Raw genomic sequence first — 26,808 nt, forward strand, 5'->3', positions numbered from 1 at the left:
AATAAATTATATTAAACTATAATATAAATATGGGTAAATTTTCTTTAGATAGCAAATCTATAAAGTGCTTTTTATAGGTTTTATAAAAGTTGGGTTAAAAATTAAGTAATAAAATGTTGTTTAGGAGAGAAGTTTATGAATATTAATAATGATGTGGGATTCCAATTTATTAAATTAGGATTAGATGCTTCAGCATTAAGAAGTAAAGTCATAGCAAATAATATGGCTAACATAAATACTGAAGATTTTAAAAAATCATATGTATCCTTCGAAGAAAATTTAAATGAAGCAAAAAATAAATTTTCTTTAAAAAAGACTAATGTAAATCACTTAAATGGAAGTTTAGATAACTCTATAATATCAGTTAAAGAAGATAATACCACAAGTATGAGAACAGATGGAAATAATGTTGATATGGATTTGGAAAAAGTTAATCAAGCATCTAATACATTAATGTATAATGCCCTAATAACTCAAGCAAGTTCAAAACTTAGCATGACTAAGAGTGTTATTTCAGGGGGGAATAGATAAGTATGGGATTATTTAATACTATGAGAATAAGTGCTAGTGGATTATCAGCAGAAAGACTTAGAATGGATACAGTTACCTCTAATATTACTAATGCAACTACCACTAGAGGAGAAGATGGAAAGCCTTATGTAAGAAAAATAGCAGTTTTTCAAGAAAATCTAGATAAGGAAAAAGGACTAAATGGAGTTAAAGCTGTAGGGATAGTAGAAGATGAATCACCATTGAAAAAGGTGTATGATCCGACTCATCCAGATGCAGATACAGATGGTTATGTAACTATGCCAAATGTAAATTTACTTAATGAAATGGCTGATATGATAGCTGCCTCTAGATCTTACGAATCAAACGTAGATACATTAAATGCAACTAAAAGTATGTTTACTAAGACATTAGAGTTAGGGAGGTAGTTAAGCATGATAATAAACAATTTTGTTCCGGCAGAAAAGATTTTTGAAAATTATAATAGTTTGAATATAAATAATAGTTCTAATATTGATAATAATAGTAAAACTTCAAATAGCTTTCAAGATGCTTTTAAGGAAAGTTTAGACAAGCTAAATGAAAAGCAGATTGAGGCAGATAATATAACTAATGATTTTATTGCAGGCAAAGATGTTGAAGTCCATGAAATGATGTTAAGCATGGAAGAAGCAAAGATGTCCCTTCAACTAGCTATTCAAGTAAGAAATAAAGTTGTAGAGGCAGTACAAGAATTAACAAGAATGCAATTGTAATACGAAGGAGTGCTATTATTAATGGATAAGCTTAAAGAGAGCCTTAGTAAGCTGTGGGGAAGGTTTAAAAATTTTAGTAAGGGAATAAAAATAGCAATTTTTGCTACTATAATTACTTTTATTATTGCAATTGGATCTTTATTTTTTTATAACTCAGCAACTAAGTATAAAGTTTTATTTTCTAACTTAGAGGCTACAGATGCACAAGTGGTTACAACTAAGTTAAATGAAAAAAAAGTTGATATGAAAATAGAGGGAAACACAATATTAGTTCCTAAAGAGCAGGTTGACGAACTAAGACTAGAATTAGCTCCAGAACTTTCAGATGGAAGTAAGGGATATGAGCTTATGGATTCTAGTAGTTCTTTTGGAATGACTGATGAAGAATTTAAATTAAAAAAATTAAGAATGCAGCAAGGAGAACTGGAGAAAACAATAAAGAGTTTTCCACAAGTAGAGACAGCAAGGGTACATATTACTCCTTCAAAGGATTCGGTTTTTGTAGAAGATAAGGAACCAGGAAAAGCGGCGGTTTACTTAAAGCTAATTTCAGGCAATAAATTATCAAAGGAGCAGGTAAAGTCTATAGTTTCTCTTGTTTCAGGAAGTACTGAAAATGTTCCCAAGGAGAACATTGAAGTTATAGATGATAATATGAATTTATTAACTGAGGGATTATTTGATGAAAATAGCGCAGTTGTAAGTTCAGAAACTATAGAGCAACAATTTGCTTTAGAGAAAAAATATGAACAAGATATTGAAAAATCAATAATTTCTCTTTTAGAACCAGTAGTGGGAAAAGATAAGGTTAAAAGCTCTGTAAATGTAGATTTAGATTTTGATTCAAAGCAAAAAACAGAAACTATAGTAGATCCTAATAAAGTTATAGTAAGTCAGCAAGTTATTAAAGAAAATAACAATGGTGATACAAGTGAGTCTACAAGTAGTCCTGTTGATAATAATATGGGTAACACTATAGATAATGGAAGAAACAATAATGGATCTTCAAGAGAAGAAGTAAATACTAATTATGAAAGTGGAAAGACGGAAGTAAAGACTATTAGTGCACCTGGAGAAGTTAAGAGATTAACTGCTTCTGTATTTATTGATGGTAATATTGATGGAAATGTACAAGCTGCTATAGAAAAATCAGTTGCAAATGCAATTGGTTTAAATACAGAAAGAGGAGATAGTGTTTCCGTAGTAGGAATGACCTTTGATCCTATAACTAAGGAAGAAGCTCAAAAGGAGTTTGAGGCTATAAATGAAGCTTTATCAAAGGAAAATAGAAATAAGATAATAATGTATTCAATTTTAGGAGTGCTAGGATTAATTCTAGTAATAGTAATTCTAGTAATAGTGATAAGGAAAAAACGTAAAAATAATGAAGAAGAAAAGAAAAATCTTTTAGATGTAGTTATTGATGATAGAGTTTCCAATGAAGAAATAGTAGAAATGCCTAGTATTAACTTTGAAAGTGTTAATCCAAAGGCACATATTGAAAATGAAATAAAGAAATATGCAACAGAAAAACCAGATCAAGTAGTAGATATAATAAAATCTTGGTTAGCTGAAAATGAGAGGTGATAATATGGCAAGAGAGTCAGCAAAGTTAAATGGAGTACAAAAGGCAGCTATATTATTTATAACCCTAGGACCAGAGGCTTCTTCTGCAATACTGAAAAAGCTGCCAGAAGCTGAGATTCAAAAAATAACATATGAAATAGCTAATATTTCTACTGTAAGCTCAGAGCAAAGACAAACTATTTTAGATGAATTTTTAGAGATTAATAAGGCAAGAGATTATATTATTGAAGGTGGACTTGATTATGCAAGAACACTATTATCAAAGGCTTTAGGAACACAAAGAGCAAATGAAATATTAAGTAAAGTAACGGAAGCAACTCAACAATACAGACCCTTTTCTATTGCTAGAAAAGCTGATGCTCATCAATTATTAAATGTAATTACTTATGAGCATCCCCAAACTATTGCCTTAATACTTTGCTATTTGCAACCAGACAAAGCGGCTCAAGTTCTTGCAGAATTACCAGAAGATACTCAAAGTGAGGTAGCATATAGAATTGCAACTATGAGTAATACTTCACCTATGGTAATTAAAGAAATCGAAAAAGTTTTAGAAAGTAAATTAAGTACTGTAGTAAGAAGTGAAATGACATCATTAGGTGGAGTTGATACTTTAGTTGATATATTAAATCAAGTAGATAGAACTACAGAAAAGAATATTACAGAAAGCTTAGAAAGAGAAGATGCAGAACTTGCAGATATTGTTAAAAGTTCTATGTTTGTATTTGAAGATATTATTACTCTTGATGATGTTTCAATTCAAAGAATTCTTAGAGAAGTTGATGGTAAGGAGCTTGCTCTTGCCCTTAAGGGATGTTCAGATGAAGTGGCAAATGCTATTTATAGAAACCAATCTAAGAGAGCAGCGGCAGCATTAAAGGAAGATATGGAATTCTTAGGACCTGTAAGACTTATGGATGTTGAAAAAGCTCAACAAAAGATAGTTTCTATTATTAGAAGATTAGATGATGCTCAAGAAATAATTATTTCAAGAGGTGGAGAAGATGCAATTATCATATAAATTAATTAAGAATACATCTGCCTTAAAGTCATCTCATAAAGTAATTGAAACAAATTATGTTAGTAAGGTAGAATCTGAAGAACTTGAAAAAGAAAAAGTGTCCGTAGAACAGGAAATAAAAAAAAGTTACGAAACATTAGGAGCTAATATAGTAAAGAAAGCTAAATCAGAAGCAGAAGAAATAATAATGAAGGCTAGAGTGATTTCAGCTGAAATAGAAAAAAAAGCCTATGAAGAAGGATATAATCAAGGAAAATCTAATGGATTTGAAGATGGATATAATGAAGGATTAGAGAAAATTAAGATTGATACACAAGAAGAGATTAGAAATAAAATAGAAAAAGCAGAGGTAATATTAAAAGAAGCTAATAGGGAGTATAAAGAATACTTAAGTTTTAAAGAAAAAGAAATAATTAATCTTGCATTTAAAATGGCAAGTATAATTGCAAAGAAAGAATTAGGACTAGACAATGGAGTTCTTCCTTTAATAGAGGATGTTTTAGAAGAAGCTAAAGGTGAAGAAAACATAATAATTAAATGTAATTCTAAACATATAAAAGCTATTGAAGAAAAAGTAGATTACTATAAAAAAGCTTATGCAATTAAAGGTGAAATATTTATATTAGAAGACACATTAATGGAAGAAGGAAATGCAATTATTGAAAAAAGTACTGGAAAAGCAATTGTTGGTTTAGATGTAGCATTAGAAAAACTTGAAGATGCTTTATTTAAATAATAGGTGAAAAATGATTAATGTAGATTTTGATATGATAAATAAAAAAATAACAGAAGTTAATACTCATTATTTAGAAGGAACTGTTAAAGAAGTAATAGGATTAACCATAGAAGTACAAGGAGTAAAGGCTTTTGTTGGTGAGTTATGTACAATTTTCAATCAAGAAGGATCTCCTATAAAGTGCGAAGTAGTTGGATTTAGACAAGATGCGGTTTTACTAATGCCTTTAGGAGAACTTATTGGAATAGCTCCAGGATGTAGAGTTGTTCCAGAAAGAAGGCCTTTAGAAGTAAGATGTACTGAAGATTTATTAGGTAAAGTACTAGATGGACTTGGAAATCCTTTAGAAGAAGGAGAGTTAATTCAAGGGGAAGCATATCCTCTTGAAAATCAACCTCCAGATCCATTGAAAAGAAAAAGAATAACAGAAATACTACCAACAGGGGTGCGAGCTATTGATGGATTTTTAACTGTTGGAGAAGGACAAAGAATAGGAATATTTGCAGGGTCAGGAGTAGGTAAAAGTACAACTTTAGGTATGATAGCTAGAGAAGCTGAAGCAGATATAAATGTTATATCTCTTATTGGAGAAAGAGGTAGGGAAGTTTTAGAGTTTATTGAAAAAGACTTAGGACCAGAAGGAATGAAAAAATCAGTGGTTGTGTGTGCTACATCTGATAAACCAGCTTTAATAAGAATAAAGGGTGCACTAACAGCTACAGCTATTGCAGAGTATTTTAGAGATAAAGGAAAAAAAGTTATTTTAATGATGGATTCTGTAACTAGATTTGCTATGGCTCAAAGAGAAGTTGGACTAGCAATTGGAGAGCCACCTGCTCAAAAGGGATATACACCATCTGTTTTTGCAAAGCTACCTAAGCTTATGGAAAGACCAGGGACTTCAGATAAGGGGTCTATTACTGCCTTTTATACAGTGTTAGTAGACGGTGACGATTTTAATGAGCCTATTGCAGATGCTGTTAGAGGTATTTTAGATGGCCATATAGTTTTATCTAGACATTTAGCTCACAAAAATCATTATCCTGCAATTGATATCTTAAACAGTATAAGTAGACTTATGCCTAACATAGCTTTAGATATTCATAAGGAAGCTGCATCTATGGGGAGAGACTTACTTGCAACCTATAAAGATGCAGAAGATTTAATTAATTTAGGAGCTTATGTTAGAGGAAGTAATAAAAAAATTGATTTAGCAATTCAATATAATGACAAATTAAATAGCTATCTAAAGCAAGGAATAGATGAAAAGTCTGATTTTAACACTTCTTTAGAAAGCTTAGTTTCAATGTTTAGAAGTTAAAGGAATGAAGAGAAATGTCAACAAAGTTTAAGTTTGGCTTAGAAAAGCTTCTAGAAATTAGAATAGAAAAAGAAGAAGAAAGTAAAAGACAATTTACTAAGACTCAAAGAGAAAAGCAGGAAACAGAAAGAAAGCTTATAGATCTTAAAGAAAGCTATGATAAATATAGTGGAATTAAGGAAGGAGAATCCTTAGTTTATCAAAAAATAAAAAGAAATTATTTATTTGCCCTAGATAAAGGAATTGTTGAAACAGAAAAAAACTTAATCACTAAGAATAAAGAATTAGAAATAAGAAGAAATGATTTACTAAAAAAGCAAATAGATAGGAAGACCGTTGATATTTTGAAGGATAGACAATATACAGAGTTTACTAAAGAAGAAGAAAGAAAAGAGCAAATTTTTAATGATGAACTAGCGTTATATGCATATATGAGAAGTCATTGAAGGGAGGTGATATAAGTGGTGGATACAGCTGTAGTAATTAACTTAAGTAGTAAAGTTCAAAGTTTAAAATCTAATAATAAGAGTGAAGATTTAAAAGTTGAAAATAAAAATGATTTTAAAGATTTTTTATCTAAAGAAGTTAATTTAAATAATGAAGATAGTATAAACAACTCTTCTAAGAATATAAAAAATAATACTAAAACTAATATAGATGAAAAAGGTAGTGAAGAAAATCAAATAACTACTGAAGAATTAACTTCTGAAATTTTAGGGAAAATTGAAGAAGTACTAAATAATGAAGATTTGAAAATTAATTCTGATGATGAAGCTTTAGAAGAAATATTATTTTTATTACTTAATTTAATTGAAGTTAATTTAAAAGATTCTAGTGAAAATAATACTAACAATTTAAATGAAATTAATACTAACAATATAGAAGTTTCGGAAAATATTTTAAGTAAGCTATTTAAAGAAGATGAAAATTCAATATTAAACTTTAATAAAGATATTTCTTTAAATAAAGAAAATGAAGTTTTAAAAAATATTAATGGCTTAATAGAAAAATATTTAAATAAATCTAAAGAAAATGAATTTTTAAGTCCTAGTAATTCTTTAAATGAAATTAATAAAGAATTATTAAATGAAATTAAAAATTTAATAAGTATTATGCCAGACAGCTCTATTAAGGAAATAGAAGGTAAGCTTAAAACTGATGTTAGTAAGGAGATATTAAATACTTTGATATTAAATACTAATAAGGAGTTAGAGACTATTAGTGATATTAGCAAAGATAGCACACAAAAAAATGATATTAATAAAGATAACGTAGCTAATGTAGAAGGTAGTACAAAAAAAAGTGAATCTAAAATTAACTTAAAAGAAAATACTAATGAAGAAAACTTAAATGAAGGAAAAACTTCTAAGGATAATAATATTGATAAAAAAGAAGAAAAAATACTGATGAAGTTTTTGGATGAGGATAGTAGTCAAAGCTTTTCTAAAACTTTAAATTATTATGATAAGTTAAATAAAATTAATGCTACTGTTGAAGTAATTAAAGAACCTATAGCAATTAATAAAGAAAGTATTAACTTAGATATTATAAAGAATGTTAAGTATATGGTAAGAAATGCTGTTGAAGAATTAAAAGTGAAAATTTATCCTAAAGAACTTGGAGAAATGACTATAAAAATTCTTTCAGAAGAAGGAATTATGAAGGCAGAAATAAAGGCAACTTCTAAGGAAACATATAATTTATTAAATTCTAATTTAAATGAAATTAAGAAAACATTAGAAAATCAAAACATTAGAATTCAAGAAGTTAATATAGGAATTTATAATGAAGATACCACTTTCTTTAGTGGAAAAGAAAATTCAAGAGATAACTTAAAAGAATTTAATAATAAAAAAGAAGGAAATTCAATTTATGAAGAAGATGAGTCCTTAGAAGATTTAGTCATTGATAATAATGTGAATTTCTTAGCATAGGAGGGATATTGATTGGCAAGTACAATATATAATTATACTGGTGCAACGGCTACAGATAGAGGAACTAAGATAATGAAACCAGGTCAAGATATGGATAAAAATGCATTTCTTACTATATTATCTGCAGAATTATCTAATATGGACCCTATGGGAAACAATGATTCAACACAATATGTTACTCAAATGGCTCAGTTTGCATCTATGGAACAAATGACCAACTTAAATAATACTATGTCAAGTTATGCTCATAATTCATTAGTTGGAAAAGGAGTAACTTTAAAGAGTGTTGATAGTGAAGGTGCAAATTATACAGGAGTTGTAAAAGCAGTAACTTCTACTTCTTCAAAGACTACTATTTCTGTAGAAGTTAATGAAAAAGGAAGTAATGTATATAAAGATTTTGATATTAGTGATGTATTAACTGTATTAGATGTGCCAGATTATTCTTTACCTGCAATTAATAATATAAATGGTAATATGTCATTTTTAGTAGCTTCAGCATTTATAGGAAAACATGTTGAAATTAATGAAAAAAATAGTGATGGAAAGAATATAACTGGAGAAGTACTTGGAGTAGTTAAGGATCAAGGTGTAGTAAAGGTAAGAGTTAAGTTACATGATTCAGATGAAGTTCAAGAATATACATATGATAAATTAATAAAAGCGGCAAATACAAAGGACGAAATTGTAAAAGAAGAAACTGCAGAAGACAATTAAAGTAAAAAGCAGGTGATATTTTGGGCTTTAGAGTTATAAACGGACAAGCTTATCCAATTGGTAATTTTCAGTTACCAGAACAAAATATAAATTATAAAAGTAATAGTAAAACTAATTTTAATGACATTTTACAAAATGAAATTAATAAAAATGATGAAGGATACACCTTATCAAAGCATGCAGCTAGTAGATTAAAAGAAATTAATTTTACTGAAGCTGATATGAAGGAAATTGGAAAGGGTTTTAAGATTGCCGAAGAAAAAGGATCTAAAAACTCAGTGATGATATATAAAGACGTAGCCTTAGTAGCAAGTATAGAGAATAAAACTTTAATAACAGCAATAGAAAAAGAAAGAGCTAAGGAAAATGTTTTTACAAATGTAGATAGTGTAGTAATTTTATAAGCTGGACCTATATAGGAGGCTTAGTTCTTGTTGAATGACAGATACAAGAAAAAATAAAGGGTTGGAGGTCAATTTATGTTAAGATCAATGTATTCCGGAATAAGCGGAATGAAAGTTAACCAAACAAAATTAGATGTTATAGGAAATAATATATCAAATGTTAATACAACATCATTTAAATCTTCAAGAGCAAGGTTTAGTGATATGCTTAGTCAAAATGTTTCAGATGCAATGGCACCGTCAAATAATCAAGGTGGTATAAATGCTAGTCAAGTAGGTCTTGGAGTACAGCTTGCAAGTATAGATGCAGTTATGACTCAAGGTACTATTCAGCCAACAGGTAGGCAATTAGATGTAGCTATAGATGGTGATGGATTCTTTATGGTAAGTAAAGGATCATCAATATATGGAAATTCATTAGAGGTAAATCATAGAGCAGGAGCTCATAATATTACAGAACAATCCTTGAGTAATTCTGGTGTTGAAATAATGTATACAAGAGATGGTTCTTTTACATTAGACGAACAAGGAAATCTTCTGACTGGGGATGGATTTAGAATTATGGGATATTCATTAACTAATGATGATAGTTCTTATTCAGCAACAGGGTTATCTCCAAATACAGTTAGTACAGCAGGACTAAACTTTAGATTTGGACCAGGTTCACAGTTAAATGGTTATAAAGTTGTGTTAGGGGCAATTGGACCTGGAACAGTAACTTCATCAGAAGTAAATAAGTCAGAGAAATTAATAGTTGTAAATGGAGACTTTTCTGATAATGGAGCGTTAACTACTGCTCAAGTAGAATCTGCTATAAATAAGGGATTATCTTCAGCGGGGATTTCACAACAAGTATTTGTATCAGGAAAACCAATAAGTTTTGAAGGCTTAGGTTCTGATGCAGTTACAGGAGGTACTGATGCTTTAGCACCTAAAGCTGTAAACATTGGAGGTTTTACAGTTCAACTTAATGAGGGGAATGACTTAAACGGATATAGTTTTGAGATAGGCGAAATAAATAGTAAAGTGCTAGGAGTTGATGTTCAAACTGGTACTAAAAAAATCGTTATAAATGGAGATTTTTTAAATAAGGCATTTAATGCATCAGATTTACAAGATGAATTAAATAATGCAATAAAAAAGGTTGGACTTAATCAAGAAGCTAAGGTAACTGGAAGTGCAGCAACATTAGCTAATATAAAAGGTTCTTCTGATAATTCAGGTAAAAATAATATAGCAGCAACAATAGAAAATGTTTCTGTAGGAGGATTTAAATTCTCAGGGTTTACAAATGGTGAGCTTAATGACTACACAGTTTCTATTGGAGAAAGTGCTGTAGGAACTGCATTATCAGTAGTTGTTGAAAATGGGAATATAATTATTAATGGTGATTTTAATACTATTCCAGCTAAATTCACTAATAAGGAATTAGAAGCTAAATTAAATAGTGCTTTGAAAACAGATGGTAAAAAGACTCAATTAACAGTAACTGGTGCAATTGTTAGTGGTGATATTGGAAATAAGGCTAAAATTAGCGGTGGTGTTACAGAAAAATCTCCAAAGGCTTTAAATATAGCAGGTTTAAGTGTAGAATTGCCAGCGGGAGAGGTATTAAATAATTTAACATTTGAAATAACTGATATAAATGAGCCTGGATTAAAGGTTACTTATGATAATAATAAGCTTGAAATCACAGGTGATTTTACTAAAAAGGTTGCAGCAAAAGATTTACAAGATGCTATAAATAACGAATTAAAAGCTAAGGGAATTAAGCTTCAAGATGGAATTACTGATGCAGAAGTAAAAATTTCTGGAACTTCTAAACCATATACGGGACTGACTTCAGATAATATTGAAGGTGGAGAAGAAGATAAGGCTCCAGGAAAGGTGATGGTTGGTGGAGTTGAATTAACCTTTGATGCAGGTTCAGCATTGAATGGATATAAGTTCCAATTAGGAACAATAACACCTGGAACTAAAACTTCAATTGATATTAGTTCTAATAATAAAACAATTACTATAAACGGAGACTTTGTAACAGGAAATGCAATAACAGCTAAAAATATTCAAGATGCATTAACTAGAGCTTTAGAAGCAAAGGGTATGGATCAAGGAATTACTGTTACAGGTAAACCTATGGAAATTGGGGGAGTTGTTTCTGATGAAACTTACGGTGGTACTCCAATTGAGAGTTTAAATGCAGATGGAAGTATAAACTTTGTTGATGCAACTAAGGATTTAAAATCTTATGATGGACAACTTAAGACATTAAAAATACCAGATAAGGTTAAAATTCCAGGTACAGAAACAGAGCTTAAGGTAAAAACTTATACAATAGATAAGAATGGAATAATAAATGGAGTTTTAGAAGATGGTAGAGTTGCTGCACTTGGACAAATAGCAATGGCTACATTTAAAAATCCAGAAGGCTTATCAAAACTAGGTGGCAACCTTTATAGTTCTTCTGTTAACTCTGGTGAGGCTATTATTAAAAGTGGAGTAGGAACTTTAGCTGATGATAATTCACAGGGGTATGGAGATAATCTTCAAGGTATGCTTGAAATGTCAAACGTAGACTTATCAGAACAATTTACAGATATGATAGTTTCAAGTAGAGCTTTCCAAGCTTCAGGAAAGATGATTACTACTGGAGATGAAATACTTCAAGATATTATTAACTTAAAGAGATAAGCCTTTGGGGCTGTTGACTTAGAAAAGATTTCGGCAGCCCCTTAAATATAAAATAAAGAGGGTAGATAATTATGATAGATTTAACAGCTATGAATAATAAAGACTTTATCTTAAATGCAGATCATATTGAGAAGATTGAAGAAGTTCCTGAAACTTTAATAACTTTAACCAATGGGAAAAAGTATATAGTCCTTGAAAGTGTAGAAGAGGTAGTTGAAAAAGTAATAAAATATAAAAATAAGATTGTTACTTATAGATTATAATGGGAGGCAGTTTTAAATGAAAAAGTCAGATATATTAACCTCAGTTGGTTTAATATTAGGTATAGTATTAATGCTTTATGGAATGCTTCTTGGAAGTAGTCTTAAAATATTCTGGGATTTAGCATCTGTAATTATAACTGTAGGAGGATCAGTTTCCGCTTTATTAATTACATATTCATTAGATGAAGTAAAAAATATGGGAAAGCTATTTATGCAAGCTTTTAAAGAAAATAAATCATCAGGAAAAGATATAATTGTAAAGTTTAGTAGCCTTTCTAAAAAAGCGAGAAGAGAAGGTTTATTATCTTTAGAAGATGATATTGCTGATATGGAGGATCCTTTTTTGAAGAAAGGGTTACAAATGGTTGTAGATGGTATTGAACCAGAAACAATTAGAGAAATATTAGAGTTAGAAATTGGTGAAATGGAAAATAGGCATGATAAAGGTGCTGGAATATACTTGGCTTGGGGAGCTTATGCACCAGCTTTTGGTATGTTAGGTACTTTAATAGGATTAATTCAAATGCTTGCAAACCTAACAGATGTAGCTAATATTGCCTCAGGTATGGGAAAAGCATTAATAACAACATTCTATGGATCAATCTTAGCCAATATTGTATGTAATCCTATTGCTTCTAACTTAAAACAAAAAAGCGCAAAAGAAGTAGGAGAAAGAGAAATGATGTTAGAGGGCATACTTGCAATACAGTCTGGAGTAAACCCAAGAATTGTTGAAGAAAAATTAATAACATACTTACCTCCTAAGGAAAAATTAGAATATTTAAATAACAGCATTGAAAATGGTGAAGGAGTTGTTATTTAATGGCTAGAAATAAGAAGAATAAAGGTGGGGGACTAAAAGGTGATGAATGGTTAGCAACCTATGCTGATACTGTAACCTTATTACTTACTTTCTTTGTACTCTTATATTCTATGTCCAGTGTTGATGCACAAAAAACAAAGAGCATATCAAGTGCATTTACTTCTTTAATGAGTGGTCAAAGTGGAGATAGTATTATGGAGTATAATATGTACAACGGAGAAGTACCATTAATAGGTGGAGAAACTGAAGATCCTATCCAAGGTGGAGAAGAATTAACAGAACAAAGAAAATTATATAATAGTATAAAAGAATTTGTTAGGGATAATAATTTACAAGATGTAGTTGAAATTGTTGATGATGAAAGAGGAGTTGCAATGCAACTAAGAGATAATATACTATTTGAAACTTCAAGTTCTGACTTAAGGGAAGATAGCAAATCTATATTAAGCAAGCTTACATCAGTAATTGAAGCTATAGATAATCCGGTTTTAGTTGAAGGTCACACAGATAATAGACCTATAAATACATCTAAGTTTCCTTCAAACTGGGAGCTTTCGGCAGATAGAGCTGTTAATGTTGTAAGATATTTTGTTGAAGTTATGGGACAAGATGCTAAAAGATTTTCAGCAACGGGATATGGAGAGTTTAAGCCAGTAGCTCCTAATGATACCTATGAAGATATGGCTAAAAACAGAAGAGTTGATATTTTAATTGTGACGGCTGATAAGGAGGAAAGTTAAGATGGCTGAGGAGAAAAAAGAAAATAAAAAGAATAAAAAAGGTATGCTAATAATTTTACTACTTTTAATATTTGTAGGTGCAGGAACTTTTGGAGGAGTATATTTTTTTATGAGCAAAAACAATGCATCACTACCAGTGGTAGTTGAAGAAAGCTTTGTTGAAGTTGGAGAAATTTTTGTTAATTTAAGTGATGAAGGTTCTAAAAGATATGTAAAACTTAATATGTCCATTAGCTATGATAAGGCAAATAAGGATTTAGCTAAGGAAATAGAAGAAAAAAAAGTAGTTATTAGAGATGTAGCTATTTTCTATATAAAATCCTGTAAGGCAAAAGATTTTGAACCTTCAAATGAAGTTATTTTAAAAGGTGATTTAATTTCAAGGATTAATCAAAAGTTAACAGCAGGAGTACTAAAGGATGTTTATATAAGCGATATTATAGTACAGTAAGGAAAGTTGAGAGAAGGTATGGATTTTGCATTTTTAATTATTAAGTTATTATTTGCTTTATTATTTGTATTTTCACTTATGTACTTAGTATTTAAATTAAGTGGAGATAAAATTAATAAGATGAATGAAGGAAAGTATATTAAAGTTTTGGAAAGAACTCAAATATCAAGGGATTCATCTATAGCGGTAGTTAAGGTTGGAAACAAAGGTTATATATTAAGTGCCTCTAGTAATAAGGTAGAAAAATTAGATGACTTAACTGAAGAAGAAATATTTCTTTTAGAAGAAAATAAAAGAATTGAAAAAGAAAAAATAAAGGGACAATATGAAATAGTAATGAGTGAATTTAAATCTAAAATTAATAGATTTAAGAAGAAAAATAACTAAGAGGAAGAGTTTTATGAAAAAGAAAAAATATTTATTAATGGCCATTGTAATGATAACCTTAATATTCACCTTCAATAAAAGTGTAAGTGCTGAGCCTATTAATGTACCAGATATCAATTTTTCAGTTGGAGGAGAAAATGCTTCACCTCAAAATTATGTTGATAATATAAAGTTACTAATAGTATTAACTATACTAACATTATTGCCATCAATAATAATAATGATGACATCTTTTACAAGAATAATTGTAGTATTTTCTTTCTTAAAAAATGCATTAGGAGCACAACAATCTATTCCTAATCAAATTTTAATTGGACTAGCATTATTTTTAACTATTTTTATAATGCAACCAGTTTATTCGGAAATAAATAATAAGGCTTTTAAACCTTTTATGGATAATGAAATAACACAAGAGGAAGCTATGGAGGCTGGAAGTAAGCCTTTAAGAGAATTTATGCTAAGACAAACAAGGCAAAAGGATTTAGAGTTATTTATAGAAGCTTCCAAGTTAGATAAAACTGAAATAACAAAAGAAAATGTACCGCTAACAGTAGTTATACCAGCTTTTGCTATTAGCGAGTTAAAAACAGCATTTCAAATAGGATTTTTACTTTTCTTACCATTTATAATGATAGATATGGTAGTAGCAAGTATACTTATGTCCATGGGAATGTTTATGCTACCTCCAGTTATGGTAGCATTACCATTTAAGCTTTTACTATTTGTAATGGTAGATGGATGGTATTTAATTGTAAAATCATTAATAATGAGTTTTGGAGGGTAGGTGAAAGTTTTGAGTGAAAATTTAGTAGTAGGAATTGTAAGAGATGCTTTATATACATCATTAAAGGTGGCAGGGCCAATATTACTAGTTTCAATATTAATTGGACTTATAATAAGTATATTTCAAGCAACTACCCAAATTCAAGAACAAACCTTAACTTTTGTTCCTAAGCTTATTGGTATAGCAGCAGTAGGGCTAATGCTAGGAAGCTTTATGCTACATACATTAGTAAGTTTCACGGAAAGAATATTTGAAATAATTATTAAAATATCTACTTAGGAGGTAGATAAGATATGATAGATACAGCCTACTTTTTGGCACTATTTTTTATATTTTTAAGAGTAACTTCATTTTTTACTATATCAAATATTTTCTTTCCAAATGGAACACCAAAAACTTTAAAGGCTATGTTTTCACTAATATTTTCTTTTGCATTATTAGGAGGAATAGATTATTCAAGTATAGGAGAAATAACCAGCAATTATTATTTAATAATTTATATGTTTTTTGAAGTTACTAATGGATTAATACTTGGATTAATTTCTAATATAGCCTTTGAAATACTATTAATGGCAGGAAGTTTAATAGATGTACATATAGGACTTAGTATGATAAATACTATAGATCCTAATAGTAAGGCAAGTACTACAATAACAGGAAATTTACTTCATTATATAGCTTTAGTAGTTTTCTTTATAGTAGATGGGCATCATATGTTAATTAAATCTCTTATAGAAAGTTTTATTACCTTACCAATGGGAAAGGGGTTACTTTATGGAGACACTATGATGACAATGATTGAAATAGTGGCCAACTATTTTTTAATAGGTTTGAAAATAGCAATACCAATAGTATTGATTATTATATTAACAGATGTTTCTATGGGATTAATATCAAGGGCAGTTCCTCAAATTAATGTAATGATACTTGGAATGCCAGTAAAAATGTTAGTTGGAATTATTGCTATAGGAGTATCACTACCAATTATACTTAAGTTATTTTTAAATAGTATAAGCTATTTACCAGATATATTTAGAAAAATAATAACTACAGTTCCATTGGTATTTTTAATCGGTGCAGATGAAAAAACGGAAGAAGCCACACCAAAGAAAAAGAGTGATTCAAGAAAAAAAGGTCAAGTTCCTAGAAGTAAAGATGTAGGTCTTGGAATTACAATGATAGCAACAACTTTAGTAATAATAACGCTAAGTGGATTTATAGTATCTATATTAAAAAACAACATAATTTATTTTTTAGGTGATATGGGAACTATGGAAATAACCGAAAGTAGTTTAAAAGGAATAAATGCATTTGTGTTAAGCAAAGTAGCTATTGCTATGATGCCTGTAATATTGCCAATAATGATAGCAGGGGTTATTGCAAGTTTAATTCAATCAGGATTTTTAGTAGTTAAGGATGCTATAAAACCTTCCTTTGGAAAATTAAATCCAATAAATGGGATTAAGAATATGTTTTCTAAGAAATCTTTAGTGGAATTAGTTAAAAATTTAATTTTAATTTCTATAGTAATATTTATAGCATATTCCTACATAAGGGATAATTTTAATAAGATAATGCAAATAGGAAATATTTACCTACCTTCCTTAGGTGGTGAAGTTAAATCACTAATAACAGGTATTTTTATAAAAATATGCGTATTACTTGTAGTAATAGCAGTTATAGATTATGTAGTTCAATATAGGCTTTTCCAGAAAGATATTAGAATGACAAAGCAAGAAATTAAAGAAGAATATAAACAAATGGAGGGTGATCCTCAAATAAAATCTAAAATAAAGCAAAAGCAAAGAGAAATGTCACAAAGAAGAATGATGCAATCCGTTGGAGATGCTACGGTAGTTATTACAAACCCAACTCATTTAGCAGTAGCTATTAAGTATGTAGAAGGGGAGTCAGAAGCACCTAAGGTTGTAGCTAAGGGAGCCGATGCTATTGCTATAAAAATAAAAGAAAAAGCATTAGAATCAAAGGTTCCAATAATAGAAAATAAACCTTTAGCCAGGATGATATACGAAACTGTAGATATAGATAAAGAAATTCCACAAGATATGTATCAAGCGGTGGCAGAAGTATTAGCTATGGTATATAAATTGGAGAAAAAGAAAAAAGGTACTAGATAAAGGATGGGATAAGGTTGCTTGAAAATAATAGATTAAATTTAAAAAAGAATACAGATATATTGGTGGCCTTTGGGGTATTAGGAATTGTTCTTATGATAATAATACCTCTTCCATCAGCTATTTTGGATGTTTTATTAGCTTTTAATATTACGTTATCAGCTATAATCATAATGATTACAATGTTTACAACTAATGTTTTACAATTGTCAGTTTTCCCAACATTATTACTTGTAACTACATTGCTTAGATTAGGTCTTAATATTTCATCAACAAGACTTATATTAAGTGAAGGAAGCGCAGGAAAAATAATTGAAGCCTTTGGTGAGTTTGTTATAGGTGGAAATTATGTAGTTGGTATTATAATATTTTTAATAATAATAATAATTCAGTTTGTAGTTATAACTAATGGTGCAGGTAGAGTTTCAGAAGTATCAGCAAGATTTACTTTAGATGCTATGCCTGGAAAACAAATGAGTATAGATGCAGATTTAAATGCAGGTATTATAGACGAGGTTACAGCAAGAAAAAGAAGAGAGGATTTACAATCTGAAGCAGACTTCTATGGAGCAATGGATGGTGCATCTAAGTTTGTTAAGGGTGATGCAATAGCAGGTATAATAATTACAATTATAAATATAATTGCTGGTATCATTATTGGAGTAATGGGAGGAATGGATTTTTTACAAGCAGGAGCAACTTATACTAAGCTTACTATAGGTGATGGTTTAGTTAGCCAAATTCCGGCCTTATTAATATCAACTGCATCAGGTATATTAGTAACTAGATCAGGGAGTGCAGATAACTTTGGTAAAACCTTTAGTAAACAACTTACAGCCTTTCCAGTTGCACTTGGAATAGTTTCAGCTGTTATGTTCTTCCTAGCATTGATTCCTAGTATGCCAATGTTTCCTTTTATGTTAGCAGCAGTAACTGGGGCTGTTTCTACTTATATGCTTATTAAGGAAGAGCAAAAGACTCAAGAGGAGGAACTTGCAAGAGTTGAAGAAGAATATACAGAATTAGAGAGAAAAGAACCAGAAAATGTAATGACTTTAATTTCTGTAGAACCAATGGAAGTTGAGATTGGTTATGGACTTATTCCTTTAGCAGATGAATCTACAGGTGGTGATTTACTACAAAGAATAGCATCAGTTAGAAGGCAATGTGCTATTGAAATGGGAATAGTAGTACAACCTATTAGAATAAGAGATAATTTACAGTTAAAAACAAATGAGTATGTAATAAAGATTAGAGGAACAGTAATAGCTTCAGCAGAACTTATGGCAAATATGTTACTTTGCATGGATCCAACAGGAGATAACTCTCAAATTGCAGGTATTAGGACAATAGAGCCTACTTTTAAATTACCAGCAGTATGGATTAATAAGGATCAAAGGGAAGAAGCCGAAATAAAGGGATTAACAGTAGTCGATCCAACAACTGTTATGGTTACACATTTAACTGAAACAATTAAATCTCATTCCTATGAATTACTTGGTAGACAAGAAGTTCAATTAATAGTTGAAAATACTAAAGAAAAATATAGTGCTGTAGTAGATGAATTAATACCAGATCTTATGACCATAGGTGAACTTCAAAAAGTATTACAAAATCTATTAAGAGAGAAGGTTCCAATAAAGGATATGGTTACAATAATGGAATCTTTAGCAGATAACTCTAGATTAACTAAGGATTTAGAACTTTTAACAGAGTATGTTAGATTTTCACTATCTAGAACTATATGCAATCAAATTATAGATGAAGAGAGAGCAATTACAGTAGTAACATTATCACCTCAAATAGAGGAAATAATCGCAGCTAATACACAAAAATCAATACAAGGTTCATTCCCAGCAGTAGATCCAGATACAACTACAAAGATATTTAATTGTATAAGAGATACTATAGATAGGGTTTATTTCTATAACAATCAACCGGTAATATTGGTATCACCAAATATTAGACCAGTATTTAGAAAGCTTATAGAAATGGTATTCCCACATATTATGGTTATATCATTAAATGAAATTCCTAATGATGTGGAAATAAGGACAGAAGGAGTTGTATCATTATAATGGTTATAAAGAAATATATAGTTAAAAACATGAATGAGGCTTTAACAAGAATAAGATATGAATTAGGTAAGGATGCAATTATTTTAAGCCAAAGAAAAGTAAGGGAATCAGGAGTAAAGGGATACTTTAAGCCTAAATTAATAGAGGTTACAGCAGCATTAGAAAATAATAAGTTAGAGAAAAAAAATAAATATGAAACTGTTGAAAAAGAAGAAAATATAGACAGTTTTAAAGCTTCATTAAATAGTATAAAAAATATTATTGATAAAGAAGATAAAAAATCAAAGGAACCAGAGAATAACTTAAAAGAAGAAGTTAAAGAAATAAAAGATTTGTTAAATAAGGTTATAAAAAACACTAATAAAGAAAAAGAGGATAATCTGGTTGAAAATTATTTAAATGAAATAGATGTAGATAAAAATTTATTAGAAGGTTTAGATTTAGAAGATTATGATGATATAGATAAATTTAAAGAAGACTTTAAGACATTATTAAGTAAAGAGATTAAAGTTTCTACTAAGGATTTAAGTGGGAAAATTGCATTGATAGGTCCAACAGGAGTAGGAAAGACTACAACAATTGCAAAGCTTGCAGGAAGACTTGCTTTAATCGATAAAAAGAAGGTTGGATTAATAACTATAGATACATATAGAATTGGAGCTGTAGAACAACTAAAAACTTATGCAGAAATTATGAATATTCCATTTAAAGTAGTTATTACACTAAAAGAAATGGAAAAGGCAATTAAAGAACTTGAAGATTGTGATGTTATATTAATCGATACTACAGGAAGAAGTAGTAAAAATACAATGCAAATATCTGAACTTAGAGCTTTTATACAAAAAATTAATGCCGATAATATTTCTTTAGTTATAAGTGGTACTACTAAAAATAAAGATATAGATACTATATTAAAAGGTTATGGAGAAATAAACTATGAAAATATTATAATAACTAAATTAGATGAAACCACTTCCTATGGATGTATTTATAATATTATTAAAAAATCTAAAAAAGAAATAGCTTATATAACAACAGGACAAAATGTTCCAGAGGATATAAAAACACCTTCAATAAATGAGGTTTGTAAATTGGTTCTTGGGGAGGATACTATATGTTAGATCAAGCTGAAAGCCTAAGAAAATTAGCAAGTGGAGAAGGTTTTTTTGAAGAACATAGGAAGGCAAGAATTATAACAATTACATCAGGAAAAGGTGGAGTTGGGAAAAGTAATATTGTTGTTAATTTAGCTATTAATTTAGTTAAAAAGGGTAAAAAGGTTTTAATTTTTGATGCAGATATAGGAATGGGTAATGATGATGTTTTAATGGGAATTTATCCAAAGCATAATGTGTTAGATTTAATTAATGGAAGATTAGCAATTGAAGATATAATAGTTGAAGGGCCGGAAGGTGTAAAGTTATTGCCTGGTGGCAGTGGACTTAATAACATAGAAGATTTACAACAAAACCAAAGAGAATTGTTTTTAAAAAAAATAGAAATGCTTGAAGGCTTTGATTATATATTCATAGATACTGGAGCAGGAATAAGTAGAAGTGTACTAGCTTTTATTGCATGCTCTGATGAAGTAGTATTAATAACTACTCCAGAGCCTACATCTTTAACAGATGGATATAGTTTATTAAAAGCGGTGAATCATTTTAAAATAAAAGATAAGGCTAATATTATAGTTAATAAAGCTTTAGATAAAAAAGAAGGAGAAAAAACATTTCTTAAATTTAAAAGTGCTGTTAATAAATTTTTAGCTTTAGATGTAAATTTTTTAGGATATGTTTATGAAGACAGAAAGCTTATCATATCAGTTAGAAATCAAGTTCCATTTATTATTGGATATCCTAGTTGTGATGCATCTAAATGTATAGAAGATATAACTTTGAAATTAATTGGTAATAAAAAGGAAGAAATAGGAGCTGGAGCTCAAGGGCTATTTAAAAAGCTATTTAGTATTTTTTCTTAGGGGGTAAGTGTCAACAATGGAATTACTAATAAACTCTATGATAGATGTTTTATGGGAGGAAAATGTATATAAAGCAACTATTCAAGATATTAAAGAAAGTGAAATTTTAATAACTATTCCAGTAAATGATGGAATATATTTAACTTTAAAAAATGAAAGTGAAATTGAACAAATATTTTATGATGAAAAGGGAAATGTTTTTAATTACAAAACTAAGGTAATAGGTAGATATATAGAAAAAGATATACCTTTTTATAGATTAACTAAACCATATAATATAAGAAAAATTCAAAGAAGAGACTATGTTAGGGTAAATGTAGTTCAAGTAATTAATTATATTAAAGAAAGTGATTTACAAAAAGATATAAAAACAGAAGATAATTATGAAAATGCACTACTTTTAGATTTAAGTGGTGGAGGGATGAGGATTAAGGCTAAGGAAAAATTAGAAAATAATGACGTGGTTATTGGAAATTTAAAATATGAAAATGAAAAAATAAATGTAAAAGGTAAAATAATAAGAATAGAAAAGACTGAAGATAAAAGATATATATATGGTGTTAGTTTTATAGATATGAATAATTCAACTAGAGAAAAAATAATAAGAACAGTTTTTAAAATTATGCGTAAGCAAAGGGAACTTGTTTAGAGGAGGTTTAATATATGGAATGTCAAAGCCCGATGATTCATAAAGAAAAAATAGTAGAAAAGTACATACCATTAGTTAAATATCTAGCATCTAGAATAATGCTAGGAAAAACTAAGTACATAGAATACGAGGATTTAGTAAGCTATGGAATTGTTGGGCTTTTAGATGCAATTAATAGATATGATTCAACAAAGGGTATGAAATTTTCTTCTTATGCAACCTTAAGAATAAAGGGTGCAATGATAGACGAAATCAGAAAAAATAGGCCTATATCTAAGGGAGCTATGGATAAACTGGCTAAGTACAATGAGTCTGTAGAAAGATTACAAAATAAATTAATGAGAGAACCATCCTTAAAGGAAATTGCAATGGATTTAAATATTTCTGAAGAAGAGGTTTCACAAGTTGAAAATAATATTAATTATATGTCTATAATTTCATTAGAATCAGTTATTTATTCTGATGATGATGACGTTACTATAATGGAAACATTAGAGGATAAAGATTCTATCTCACCAGAAGCTTCATTAGAGGATAAAGAAAAACTTGAAATTTTAGCAGAGGCTATAGAAATGCTAAAAGAAAAGGATAAGCTAATATTAAAACTTTACTATTATGAAAGATTAACATTAAAAGAAATTGGACAAGTTTTAGAAGTATCAGAGTCAAGAGTATGTCAGTTACATAGTAGAGCTATTAGAAATTTAAGAGCGATAATGCAAAAAATTAAATATATTTAAGTAAGAAGAGGGATTTGTATGCTTCCTTTATTAATAATTATAATAGGAATTATTTTAATATTTTTAAATTTAAAAGCTATAAAAAAAGAAGATAGATCTTTTGAAAAAATATTAGAAAGAGAAGAAGTAAATAATAATAAGGATTATGATCTTGAAATATTAGGAATAAGAAAAGATATGGCTGAGACTGTTTTAGAATTACAAAAGGAAATTGAAGATTTAAAATTATCTATAAATAGTCTTAAGAAAAATGAAGTAAAAGTCGATAATATAATTAATAACCACAATTATAATAAAAATAGTCTAAAAACAGATGTTGTATCTGAAATAGATTTTTCAAACAAAATAGAGACTACTAAGGAAGAAACTTTAAAAAGTGAAAAGCAAAGAAAAGTTAAAATCCTTTTAGATAAAGGATTAACAGATGATGAGATATGTGAAAAACTATCCATAGGTAAGGGGGAGGTACTATTAATAAAAAGTTTATTAAAAAAATAATAGAATTATTTAATTTTTTTGCCGACAGAAAGATACTTATGGGAATAGGAATAGGAATGGTTTTAACCTCTGTTTTTATGTTTGGATATAGTTATAATAAGGAATTATCTAGTGATAAGATAGAAGAAAGAGCAAGAGGACTAGGTATGCATTACAGTGATGAATGTAAAGTATTGTTTAAAGGGGATGAGATAAGTGATTAGAAGTTTATATACAGCTGTATCAGGTCTAATAACCTTAGAAAATAGGCAAGATACTATAACTAATAATATGACTAATGCTAATACAACAGGCTTTAAGGGAGATAACCTATCAATAAAAAGTTTTGATGAAGTTATGATTCAAAATAAAGATAAGGTTGTTAATGGAAGAAATGTAACTCAAAAACTTGGAAGCTTAAGTTTAGGAGCAAAGATAGATACTGTGGATACTGCTTTTACTCAAGGTGTATTAAAGAGTACTAATAAGAGTACAGATTTTGCAATTGAGGGAAGAGGATATTTCGCAATTGAAAAACAAACTAATAATGGCAGTGAAGTATTATATACCAGAGATGGAAGTTTTAAAGTGGGTAATAATGGATATTTAATGACTAGTAGCGGGGATAGAGTTCTTGGGGTTAATAAAAATACAGGAGCATTAGAACCTATATTTGTTGGTGGAGATAATATTGTCTTAGATAAAAGCAATAATATTTTCCTGGGGAATAGAGCTACTCATACCTTAGCAACAGCGGATTTTGTAGATTATAACTCCTTAGAAAAAGTTGGGGATAATTATTATAGAGGAGAAAATCCTATTTTTAATGCAGAAGTTTATGTTACTCAAGGAGCATTAGAAGGATCTAATGTTAATATAACTAATGAGATGGTTAATATGATTACTACGATGAGAAGCTTTGAAACTAATCAAAAAATAGTACAAACTCTTGATGAAACTTTAGGAAAGGCTGCTAATGAAATTGGAGCAGTTAAATAATAGGAGGAAGATTTATGTTAAGAACCTTATGGACTGCTAAAACTGGAATGAATGCAAACCAAGATAAATTAGATGCAATATCAAATAATATTTCTAATGCTAATACTATGGGTTATAAGAAGATAGAAGTTGGGTTTAAGGATCTTTTATCTGAATCCTTAGATAGACTTGGAAATCCAATAAATGATAAGGATTCTATTATAGGAACAGGAACTAAAACTTCAGAATGGTATAGGGATAATTCTCAAGGTGGTTTACAAGAAACATTACTAAGCACAGACTTTTCTATTGATGGACAAGGTTACTTTAAAATAATTGCTCCAGATGGAAAGGAATTATATACAAGAGATGGATCATTTACTATAGATTCAAGAGGTAGACTTGTAGATAACAGGGGAAACAAGGTTGAATTAAACTATTTAAATGGTTATTCTGAAAATAATGTTATATTAAATAAAAATAATTTTTTAGTTGATAAAAAAGGTGAGCTTTATATCAAAGATGGAGGTAATTTTATTCAAGTTGCAGAAATTCCCGTATATACTGCAGTTGGAGATAGAGCCTTCGTATCTGTAGGAGATAATTTATTTAGTCCTGCACCAGGAGTTCAAGTTGAAAGAACTAACGACTTTGATTTATATCAAGGAGTTCTAGAAGGTTCTAACGTAGATATTGCTACAGAGTTTGCAGATATGATAATCACCCAAAGAGCATTTCAATTAAGTTCAAGAGGCATTTCAACAGCAGATGAAATGTGGGGCATGATTAATAATATGAGAAGCAGATAATAAAAAAGAGCTGTTATTACAGCTCTTTTTTATTATGAATTTATTGCTGCAGTTATTGGTGGAACTACTTGTTTCTTTCTTGATAGTACACCATCTAAGAATGCAGTGTTTTCAGTTAAAGTTACTTTAAATGCTTTTTCAGCTATTTCAGGTTTATCTCCAGCTACTAATATTTGAGATCCTTCATTAAGAATGTCAGTTAATAATAGTAAAGTCATATCTAAACCAGCTTCTTTAGCTTTAGTATTCATATAAGTAAGCATTTCGTCTTTTAATGGCATAAATCCTTCGATATCCATAGTGTTAACTTGTGCTATACCAACCTTAGTATCACCAATAGTAAAAGGCTTAAAGTCTTGGTTGAATATTTCCTCAACAGTTTTTCCCTTAAGTGAAGTACCAGCTTTAAACATTTCCTTAGCAAATTCTTCTACATTGATTCCTGCAATTTCAGCAAGTTTTAAGCAAGTGTGCTTATCAACAGGAGTACAAGTAGGACTTCTAAATAATAATGTATCAGAAATTATAGCACCACATAGAAGACCAGCAGCTTGCTTAGAAGGTCTTATTCCATTTTCAAAGAAACATTTACCAACTATAGTAGAAGTACTTCCAATAGGTTCACTTCTAAAGTATAGTGGACCACTTGTTTGAATATCAGCTACTCTATGGTGGTCAATGATTTCTAAGATGTCTGCATCCTCTAAACCATCAACTGATTGACCTCTTTCATTATGGTCTACTTGAATTATTTTCTTTCTATAGTTTGAAATTAAATGATATCTTGACATAGTTCCAACTACTTTTCCATTTGGATCTATAACAGGATAGCTTCTATATCTAGTTTCAATCATTACTGGTTTAACATCATCAACTAAATCTTCAGTTGAGAAAGTTACTAATTTATCTTTTATCATTACATATCCAACAGGGATACTTTGAATTATAAGTCTTGAAGCTGTAAATGAATCATGTGGTGTACTTATAACACTAATATTAGCTTTCTTTGCTTTTTCTATAATCTTAGCAGTTGGAATATGTGCTCCAGTTATAATCATAAGTGATATATCTAAGTCTAATAATGCATTTTGAACTTCTTCTCTATCACCAACTATTGCTATATCTCCTGTTTCTATATGATCCTTCATACTTTCTGGTTTCATAGCAGTAACAACTATTTTACCAGGGAAGTGATTAGTGGTAGGATTTGTATAAATTTCTTTTGCAGATAAAGTATCTACTATATTATCAAAAGTAGTATTACTTTTTGCTAAAATTTTATTGTCCCATATATCCATATAGCAAGAAGTTAAGTTTGAGATAGCTAAAACTCCTAGTAGATTATTATTTTCATCTGCTACAGGAAGAGTTTTAATGTTTTTACTTCTCATTATGTTCCATGCCATTTTTAATGATATTTCAGGTGAAACTGGAGTAATCTTATCAAAAGCTAAATCTTCTACCTTTAATTTTACTGTTTTTAATAATTGTGGAGCTTCAACTCCAAAATAATCAAGAATATATTGAGTTTCTCTATTAACATTTCCAAGTCTAACTGGAATAGCTGGCAAGTTGCCTGTCTTATTTTTAAATTCAGCATATGCATATGCTGCACATATTGAATCTGAATCTGGATTTTTATGCCCAGTAACGTATACTACATCTTTCAAGTTATTACCCTCCTTAGTTTATTATATCTATACATATTCTATATTTATATTATTAATTTGTAAAGAGACCTAATGAAAGTATATGTAGAATTTTGTATATATAAACTATGAAAATATTTCTCCATACAGAAAATAATATTTAAAGTTTTCAAAAAAATCATATCTTTAAA

At 29.3% G+C, this 26,808-nt stretch carries 30 protein-coding genes and 1 pseudogene; 30 read left to right on the plus strand and 1 reads right to left on the minus strand.

Annotated features, from left to right (window positions below):
* Nucleotides 1-135 precede the first annotated feature (135 nt).
* The 30 genes and pseudogenes from flgB to BN6774_RS08550 all read left to right on the plus strand — a co-directional run bounded on the left by flgB (nt 136) and on the right by BN6774_RS08550 (nt 24,968).
* A complete protein-coding gene (flgB, locus tag BN6774_RS08415) occupies nt 136-531 on the plus strand; it encodes a flagellar basal body rod protein FlgB (protein ID WP_066892529.1) in 396 nt (131 codons plus the stop codon).
* 2 nt (nt 532-533) lie between these two features.
* The gene (gene flgC, locus BN6774_RS08420; RefSeq protein WP_066892532.1) at nt 534-938 is read left to right on the plus strand and encodes a flagellar basal body rod protein FlgC; all 405 of its coding nucleotides are present in this window, start codon (nt 534-536) and stop codon (nt 936-938) included.
* A gap of 6 nt (nt 939-944) precedes the next feature.
* Complete coding sequence (gene fliE, locus BN6774_RS08425) at nt 945-1,265, plus strand: flagellar hook-basal body complex protein FliE (RefSeq protein ID WP_066892536.1); 321 nt, start codon at nt 945-947, stop codon at nt 1,263-1,265.
* Between the two features lie 21 nt (nt 1,266-1,286).
* Entirely contained in the window at nt 1,287-2,852 is a 1,566-nt protein-coding gene (fliF, locus tag BN6774_RS08430) for a flagellar basal-body MS-ring/collar protein FliF (protein ID WP_066892539.1), read from the plus strand.
* A gap of 4 nt (nt 2,853-2,856) precedes the next feature.
* Nucleotides 2,857-3,873: a flagellar motor switch protein FliG gene (fliG, locus tag BN6774_RS08435; RefSeq protein ID WP_066892542.1), complete on the plus strand. Its 1,017-nt coding sequence runs from the start codon at nt 2,857-2,859 to the stop codon at nt 3,871-3,873.
* A complete protein-coding gene (locus tag BN6774_RS08440) occupies nt 3,857-4,609 on the plus strand; it encodes a FliH/SctL family protein (RefSeq protein WP_066892546.1) in 753 nt (250 codons plus the stop codon). The genes fliG and BN6774_RS08440 overlap by 17 nt, the downstream gene beginning before the upstream one ends.
* A 10-nt stretch (nt 4,610-4,619) precedes the next feature.
* The gene (gene fliI, locus BN6774_RS08445; RefSeq protein WP_066892549.1) at nt 4,620-5,930 is read left to right on the plus strand and encodes a flagellar protein export ATPase FliI; all 1,311 of its coding nucleotides are present in this window, start codon (nt 4,620-4,622) and stop codon (nt 5,928-5,930) included.
* Between the two features lie 14 nt (nt 5,931-5,944).
* Nucleotides 5,945-6,376: a flagellar export protein FliJ gene (fliJ, locus tag BN6774_RS08450; protein ID WP_066892552.1), complete on the plus strand. Its 432-nt coding sequence runs from the start codon at nt 5,945-5,947 to the stop codon at nt 6,374-6,376.
* Between the two features lie 15 nt (nt 6,377-6,391).
* On the plus strand, nt 6,392-7,864 hold the full coding sequence (locus BN6774_RS08455) for a flagellar hook-length control protein FliK (protein WP_066892555.1): 1,473 nt from the start codon (nt 6,392-6,394) through the stop codon (nt 7,862-7,864).
* A 12-nt stretch (nt 7,865-7,876) separates the two neighbouring features.
* Complete coding sequence (locus BN6774_RS08460; RefSeq protein ID WP_066892558.1) at nt 7,877-8,581, plus strand: flagellar hook capping FlgD N-terminal domain-containing protein; 705 nt, start codon at nt 7,877-7,879, stop codon at nt 8,579-8,581.
* Between the two features lie 20 nt (nt 8,582-8,601).
* The gene (locus BN6774_RS08465) at nt 8,602-8,985 is read left to right on the plus strand and encodes a TIGR02530 family flagellar biosynthesis protein (protein WP_066892561.1); all 384 of its coding nucleotides are present in this window, start codon (nt 8,602-8,604) and stop codon (nt 8,983-8,985) included.
* Between the two features lie 75 nt (nt 8,986-9,060).
* Nucleotides 9,061-9,376 (plus strand): annotated as a pseudogene (locus BN6774_RS19085) (flagellar hook-basal body complex protein); the annotation flags it as partial.
* Between the two features lie 170 nt (nt 9,377-9,546).
* The gene (locus tag BN6774_RS19090; protein WP_407922096.1) at nt 9,547-11,676 is read left to right on the plus strand and encodes a flagellar hook-basal body complex protein; all 2,130 of its coding nucleotides are present in this window, start codon (nt 9,547-9,549) and stop codon (nt 11,674-11,676) included.
* Between the two features lie 71 nt (nt 11,677-11,747).
* Nucleotides 11,748-11,939: a flagellar FlbD family protein gene (locus tag BN6774_RS08475; protein WP_066892566.1), complete on the plus strand. Its 192-nt coding sequence runs from the start codon at nt 11,748-11,750 to the stop codon at nt 11,937-11,939.
* Between the two features lie 16 nt (nt 11,940-11,955).
* Complete coding sequence (locus BN6774_RS08480) at nt 11,956-12,762, plus strand: motility protein A (RefSeq protein WP_066892569.1); 807 nt, start codon at nt 11,956-11,958, stop codon at nt 12,760-12,762.
* Nucleotides 12,762-13,502: a flagellar motor protein MotB gene (locus BN6774_RS08485; RefSeq protein ID WP_066892572.1), complete on the plus strand. Its 741-nt coding sequence runs from the start codon at nt 12,762-12,764 to the stop codon at nt 13,500-13,502. Before BN6774_RS08480 ends, BN6774_RS08485 begins: the two co-directional genes overlap by 1 nt.
* Before the next feature lies 1 nt (nt 13,503).
* Nucleotides 13,504-13,953 (plus strand): flagellar basal body-associated FliL family protein, encoded by a 450-nt coding sequence (locus tag BN6774_RS08490; RefSeq protein WP_066892575.1) that lies wholly within the window; start codon nt 13,504-13,506, stop codon nt 13,951-13,953.
* Nucleotides 13,954-13,971: 18 nt separating this feature from the next.
* Nucleotides 13,972-14,340, plus strand: a complete 369-nt coding sequence (locus BN6774_RS08495) for a flagellar biosynthetic protein FliO (protein ID WP_066892578.1) — start codon at nt 13,972-13,974, stop codon at nt 14,338-14,340.
* Between the two features lie 13 nt (nt 14,341-14,353).
* The gene (gene fliP / locus BN6774_RS08500) at nt 14,354-15,124 is read left to right on the plus strand and encodes a flagellar type III secretion system pore protein FliP (protein WP_066892581.1); all 771 of its coding nucleotides are present in this window, start codon (nt 14,354-14,356) and stop codon (nt 15,122-15,124) included.
* 9 nt (nt 15,125-15,133) lie between these two features.
* Nucleotides 15,134-15,403 carry a flagellar biosynthesis protein FliQ gene (fliQ, locus tag BN6774_RS08505; RefSeq protein ID WP_066896557.1) on the plus strand — a complete coding sequence of 90 codons (270 nt, stop codon included), beginning with the start codon at nt 15,134-15,136 and terminating at the stop codon, nt 15,401-15,403.
* Between the two features lie 14 nt (nt 15,404-15,417).
* Nucleotides 15,418-17,262, plus strand: coding sequence for a fused FliR family export protein/FlhB family type III secretion system protein (locus tag BN6774_RS08510; protein WP_066892583.1), 1,845 nt, complete (start codon nt 15,418-15,420; stop codon nt 17,260-17,262).
* 14 nt (nt 17,263-17,276) lie between these two features.
* Nucleotides 17,277-19,337: a flagellar biosynthesis protein FlhA gene (gene flhA, locus BN6774_RS08515; protein WP_066892585.1), complete on the plus strand. Its 2,061-nt coding sequence runs from the start codon at nt 17,277-17,279 to the stop codon at nt 19,335-19,337.
* On the plus strand, nt 19,337-20,458 hold the full coding sequence (gene flhF / locus BN6774_RS08520; protein WP_066892588.1) for a flagellar biosynthesis GTPase FlhF: 1,122 nt from the start codon (nt 19,337-19,339) through the stop codon (nt 20,456-20,458). Before flhA ends, flhF begins: the two co-directional genes overlap by 1 nt.
* Nucleotides 20,452-21,315 (plus strand): MinD/ParA family protein, encoded by an 864-nt coding sequence (locus BN6774_RS08525; protein WP_066892591.1) that lies wholly within the window; start codon nt 20,452-20,454, stop codon nt 21,313-21,315. The genes flhF and BN6774_RS08525 overlap by 7 nt, the downstream gene beginning before the upstream one ends.
* Nucleotides 21,316-21,331: 16 nt before the next feature.
* On the plus strand, nt 21,332-21,964 hold the full coding sequence (locus tag BN6774_RS08530; protein WP_235829598.1) for a flagellar brake protein: 633 nt from the start codon (nt 21,332-21,334) through the stop codon (nt 21,962-21,964).
* A gap of 14 nt (nt 21,965-21,978) precedes the next feature.
* Nucleotides 21,979-22,704, plus strand: coding sequence for a FliA/WhiG family RNA polymerase sigma factor (locus BN6774_RS08535; protein ID WP_066892596.1), 726 nt, complete (start codon nt 21,979-21,981; stop codon nt 22,702-22,704).
* A gap of 18 nt (nt 22,705-22,722) precedes the next feature.
* On the plus strand, nt 22,723-23,202 hold the full coding sequence (locus BN6774_RS08540; protein WP_066892600.1) for a hypothetical protein: 480 nt from the start codon (nt 22,723-22,725) through the stop codon (nt 23,200-23,202).
* Nucleotides 23,203-23,240: 38 nt separating this feature from the next.
* Complete coding sequence (locus BN6774_RS18500; protein WP_159426824.1) at nt 23,241-23,405, plus strand: hypothetical protein; 165 nt, start codon at nt 23,241-23,243, stop codon at nt 23,403-23,405.
* Entirely contained in the window at nt 23,398-24,180 is a 783-nt protein-coding gene (locus BN6774_RS08545) for a flagellar hook-basal body complex protein (RefSeq protein ID WP_066892603.1), read from the plus strand. Before BN6774_RS18500 ends, BN6774_RS08545 begins: the two co-directional genes overlap by 8 nt.
* Before the next feature lie 14 nt (nt 24,181-24,194).
* Entirely contained in the window at nt 24,195-24,968 is a 774-nt protein-coding gene (locus BN6774_RS08550) for a flagellar hook-basal body complex protein (protein ID WP_066892606.1), read from the plus strand.
* 32 nt (nt 24,969-25,000) lie between these two features.
* Here BN6774_RS08550 and BN6774_RS08555 read toward each other — a convergent pair whose 3' ends face one another.
* The gene (locus tag BN6774_RS08555; protein WP_066892609.1) at nt 25,001-26,638 is read right to left on the minus strand and encodes a putative manganese-dependent inorganic diphosphatase; all 1,638 of its coding nucleotides are present in this window, start codon (nt 26,636-26,638) and stop codon (nt 25,001-25,003) included.
* Nucleotides 26,639-26,808 lie beyond the last annotated feature (170 nt).

It is taken from the genome of Clostridium nigeriense (assembly GCF_900086595.1).
GTDB classification, from domain to species: Bacteria; Bacillota; Clostridia; order Clostridiales; family Clostridiaceae; genus Clostridium; species Clostridium nigeriense.

Excerpts from the sequence above, each read along its gene's own strand:
- BN6774_RS08525 (WP_066892591.1), top strand. The coding sequence starts at position 20,452 with ATGTTAGATCAAGCTGAAAGCCTAAGAAAATTAGCAAGTGGAGAAGGT.
- fliE (WP_066892536.1), top strand. The coding sequence starts at position 945 with ATGATAATAAACAATTTTGTTCCGGCAGAAAAGATTTTTGAAAATTAT.
- BN6774_RS08510 (WP_066892583.1), top strand. The coding sequence starts at position 15,418 with ATGATAGATACAGCCTACTTTTTGGCACTATTTTTTATATTTTTAAGA.
- BN6774_RS08535 (WP_066892596.1), top strand. The coding sequence starts at position 21,979 with ATGGAATGTCAAAGCCCGATGATTCATAAAGAAAAAATAGTAGAAAAG.
- BN6774_RS08530 (WP_235829598.1), top strand. The coding sequence starts at position 21,332 with ATGGAATTACTAATAAACTCTATGATAGATGTTTTATGGGAGGAAAAT.
- BN6774_RS08495 (WP_066892578.1), top strand. The coding sequence starts at position 13,972 with ATGGATTTTGCATTTTTAATTATTAAGTTATTATTTGCTTTATTATTT.
- fliJ (WP_066892552.1), top strand. The coding sequence starts at position 5,945 with ATGTCAACAAAGTTTAAGTTTGGCTTAGAAAAGCTTCTAGAAATTAGA.
- BN6774_RS08480 (WP_066892569.1), top strand. The coding sequence starts at position 11,956 with ATGAAAAAGTCAGATATATTAACCTCAGTTGGTTTAATATTAGGTATA.
- fliI (WP_066892549.1), top strand. The coding sequence starts at position 4,620 with ATGATTAATGTAGATTTTGATATGATAAATAAAAAAATAACAGAAGTT.
- BN6774_RS08485 (WP_066892572.1), top strand. The coding sequence starts at position 12,762 with ATGGCTAGAAATAAGAAGAATAAAGGTGGGGGACTAAAAGGTGATGAA.
- BN6774_RS08490 (WP_066892575.1), top strand. The coding sequence starts at position 13,504 with ATGGCTGAGGAGAAAAAAGAAAATAAAAAGAATAAAAAAGGTATGCTA.
- BN6774_RS08440 (WP_066892546.1), top strand. The coding sequence starts at position 3,857 with ATGCAATTATCATATAAATTAATTAAGAATACATCTGCCTTAAAGTCA.
- fliF (WP_066892539.1), top strand. The coding sequence starts at position 1,287 with ATGGATAAGCTTAAAGAGAGCCTTAGTAAGCTGTGGGGAAGGTTTAAA.
- BN6774_RS08475 (WP_066892566.1), top strand. The coding sequence starts at position 11,748 with ATGATAGATTTAACAGCTATGAATAATAAAGACTTTATCTTAAATGCA.
- BN6774_RS19090 (WP_407922096.1), top strand. The coding sequence starts at position 9,547 with ATGGGATATTCATTAACTAATGATGATAGTTCTTATTCAGCAACAGGG.
- BN6774_RS08550 (WP_066892606.1), top strand. The coding sequence starts at position 24,195 with ATGTTAAGAACCTTATGGACTGCTAAAACTGGAATGAATGCAAACCAA.
- fliG (WP_066892542.1), top strand. The coding sequence starts at position 2,857 with ATGGCAAGAGAGTCAGCAAAGTTAAATGGAGTACAAAAGGCAGCTATA.
- fliP (WP_066892581.1), top strand. The coding sequence starts at position 14,354 with ATGAAAAAGAAAAAATATTTATTAATGGCCATTGTAATGATAACCTTA.
- flhF (WP_066892588.1), top strand. The coding sequence starts at position 19,337 with ATGGTTATAAAGAAATATATAGTTAAAAACATGAATGAGGCTTTAACA.
- flgC (WP_066892532.1), top strand. The coding sequence starts at position 534 with ATGGGATTATTTAATACTATGAGAATAAGTGCTAGTGGATTATCAGCA.
- BN6774_RS08540 (WP_066892600.1), top strand. The coding sequence starts at position 22,723 with ATGCTTCCTTTATTAATAATTATAATAGGAATTATTTTAATATTTTTA.
- flgB (WP_066892529.1), top strand. The coding sequence starts at position 136 with ATGAATATTAATAATGATGTGGGATTCCAATTTATTAAATTAGGATTA.
- BN6774_RS18500 (WP_159426824.1), top strand. The coding sequence starts at position 23,241 with ATGGGAATAGGAATAGGAATGGTTTTAACCTCTGTTTTTATGTTTGGA.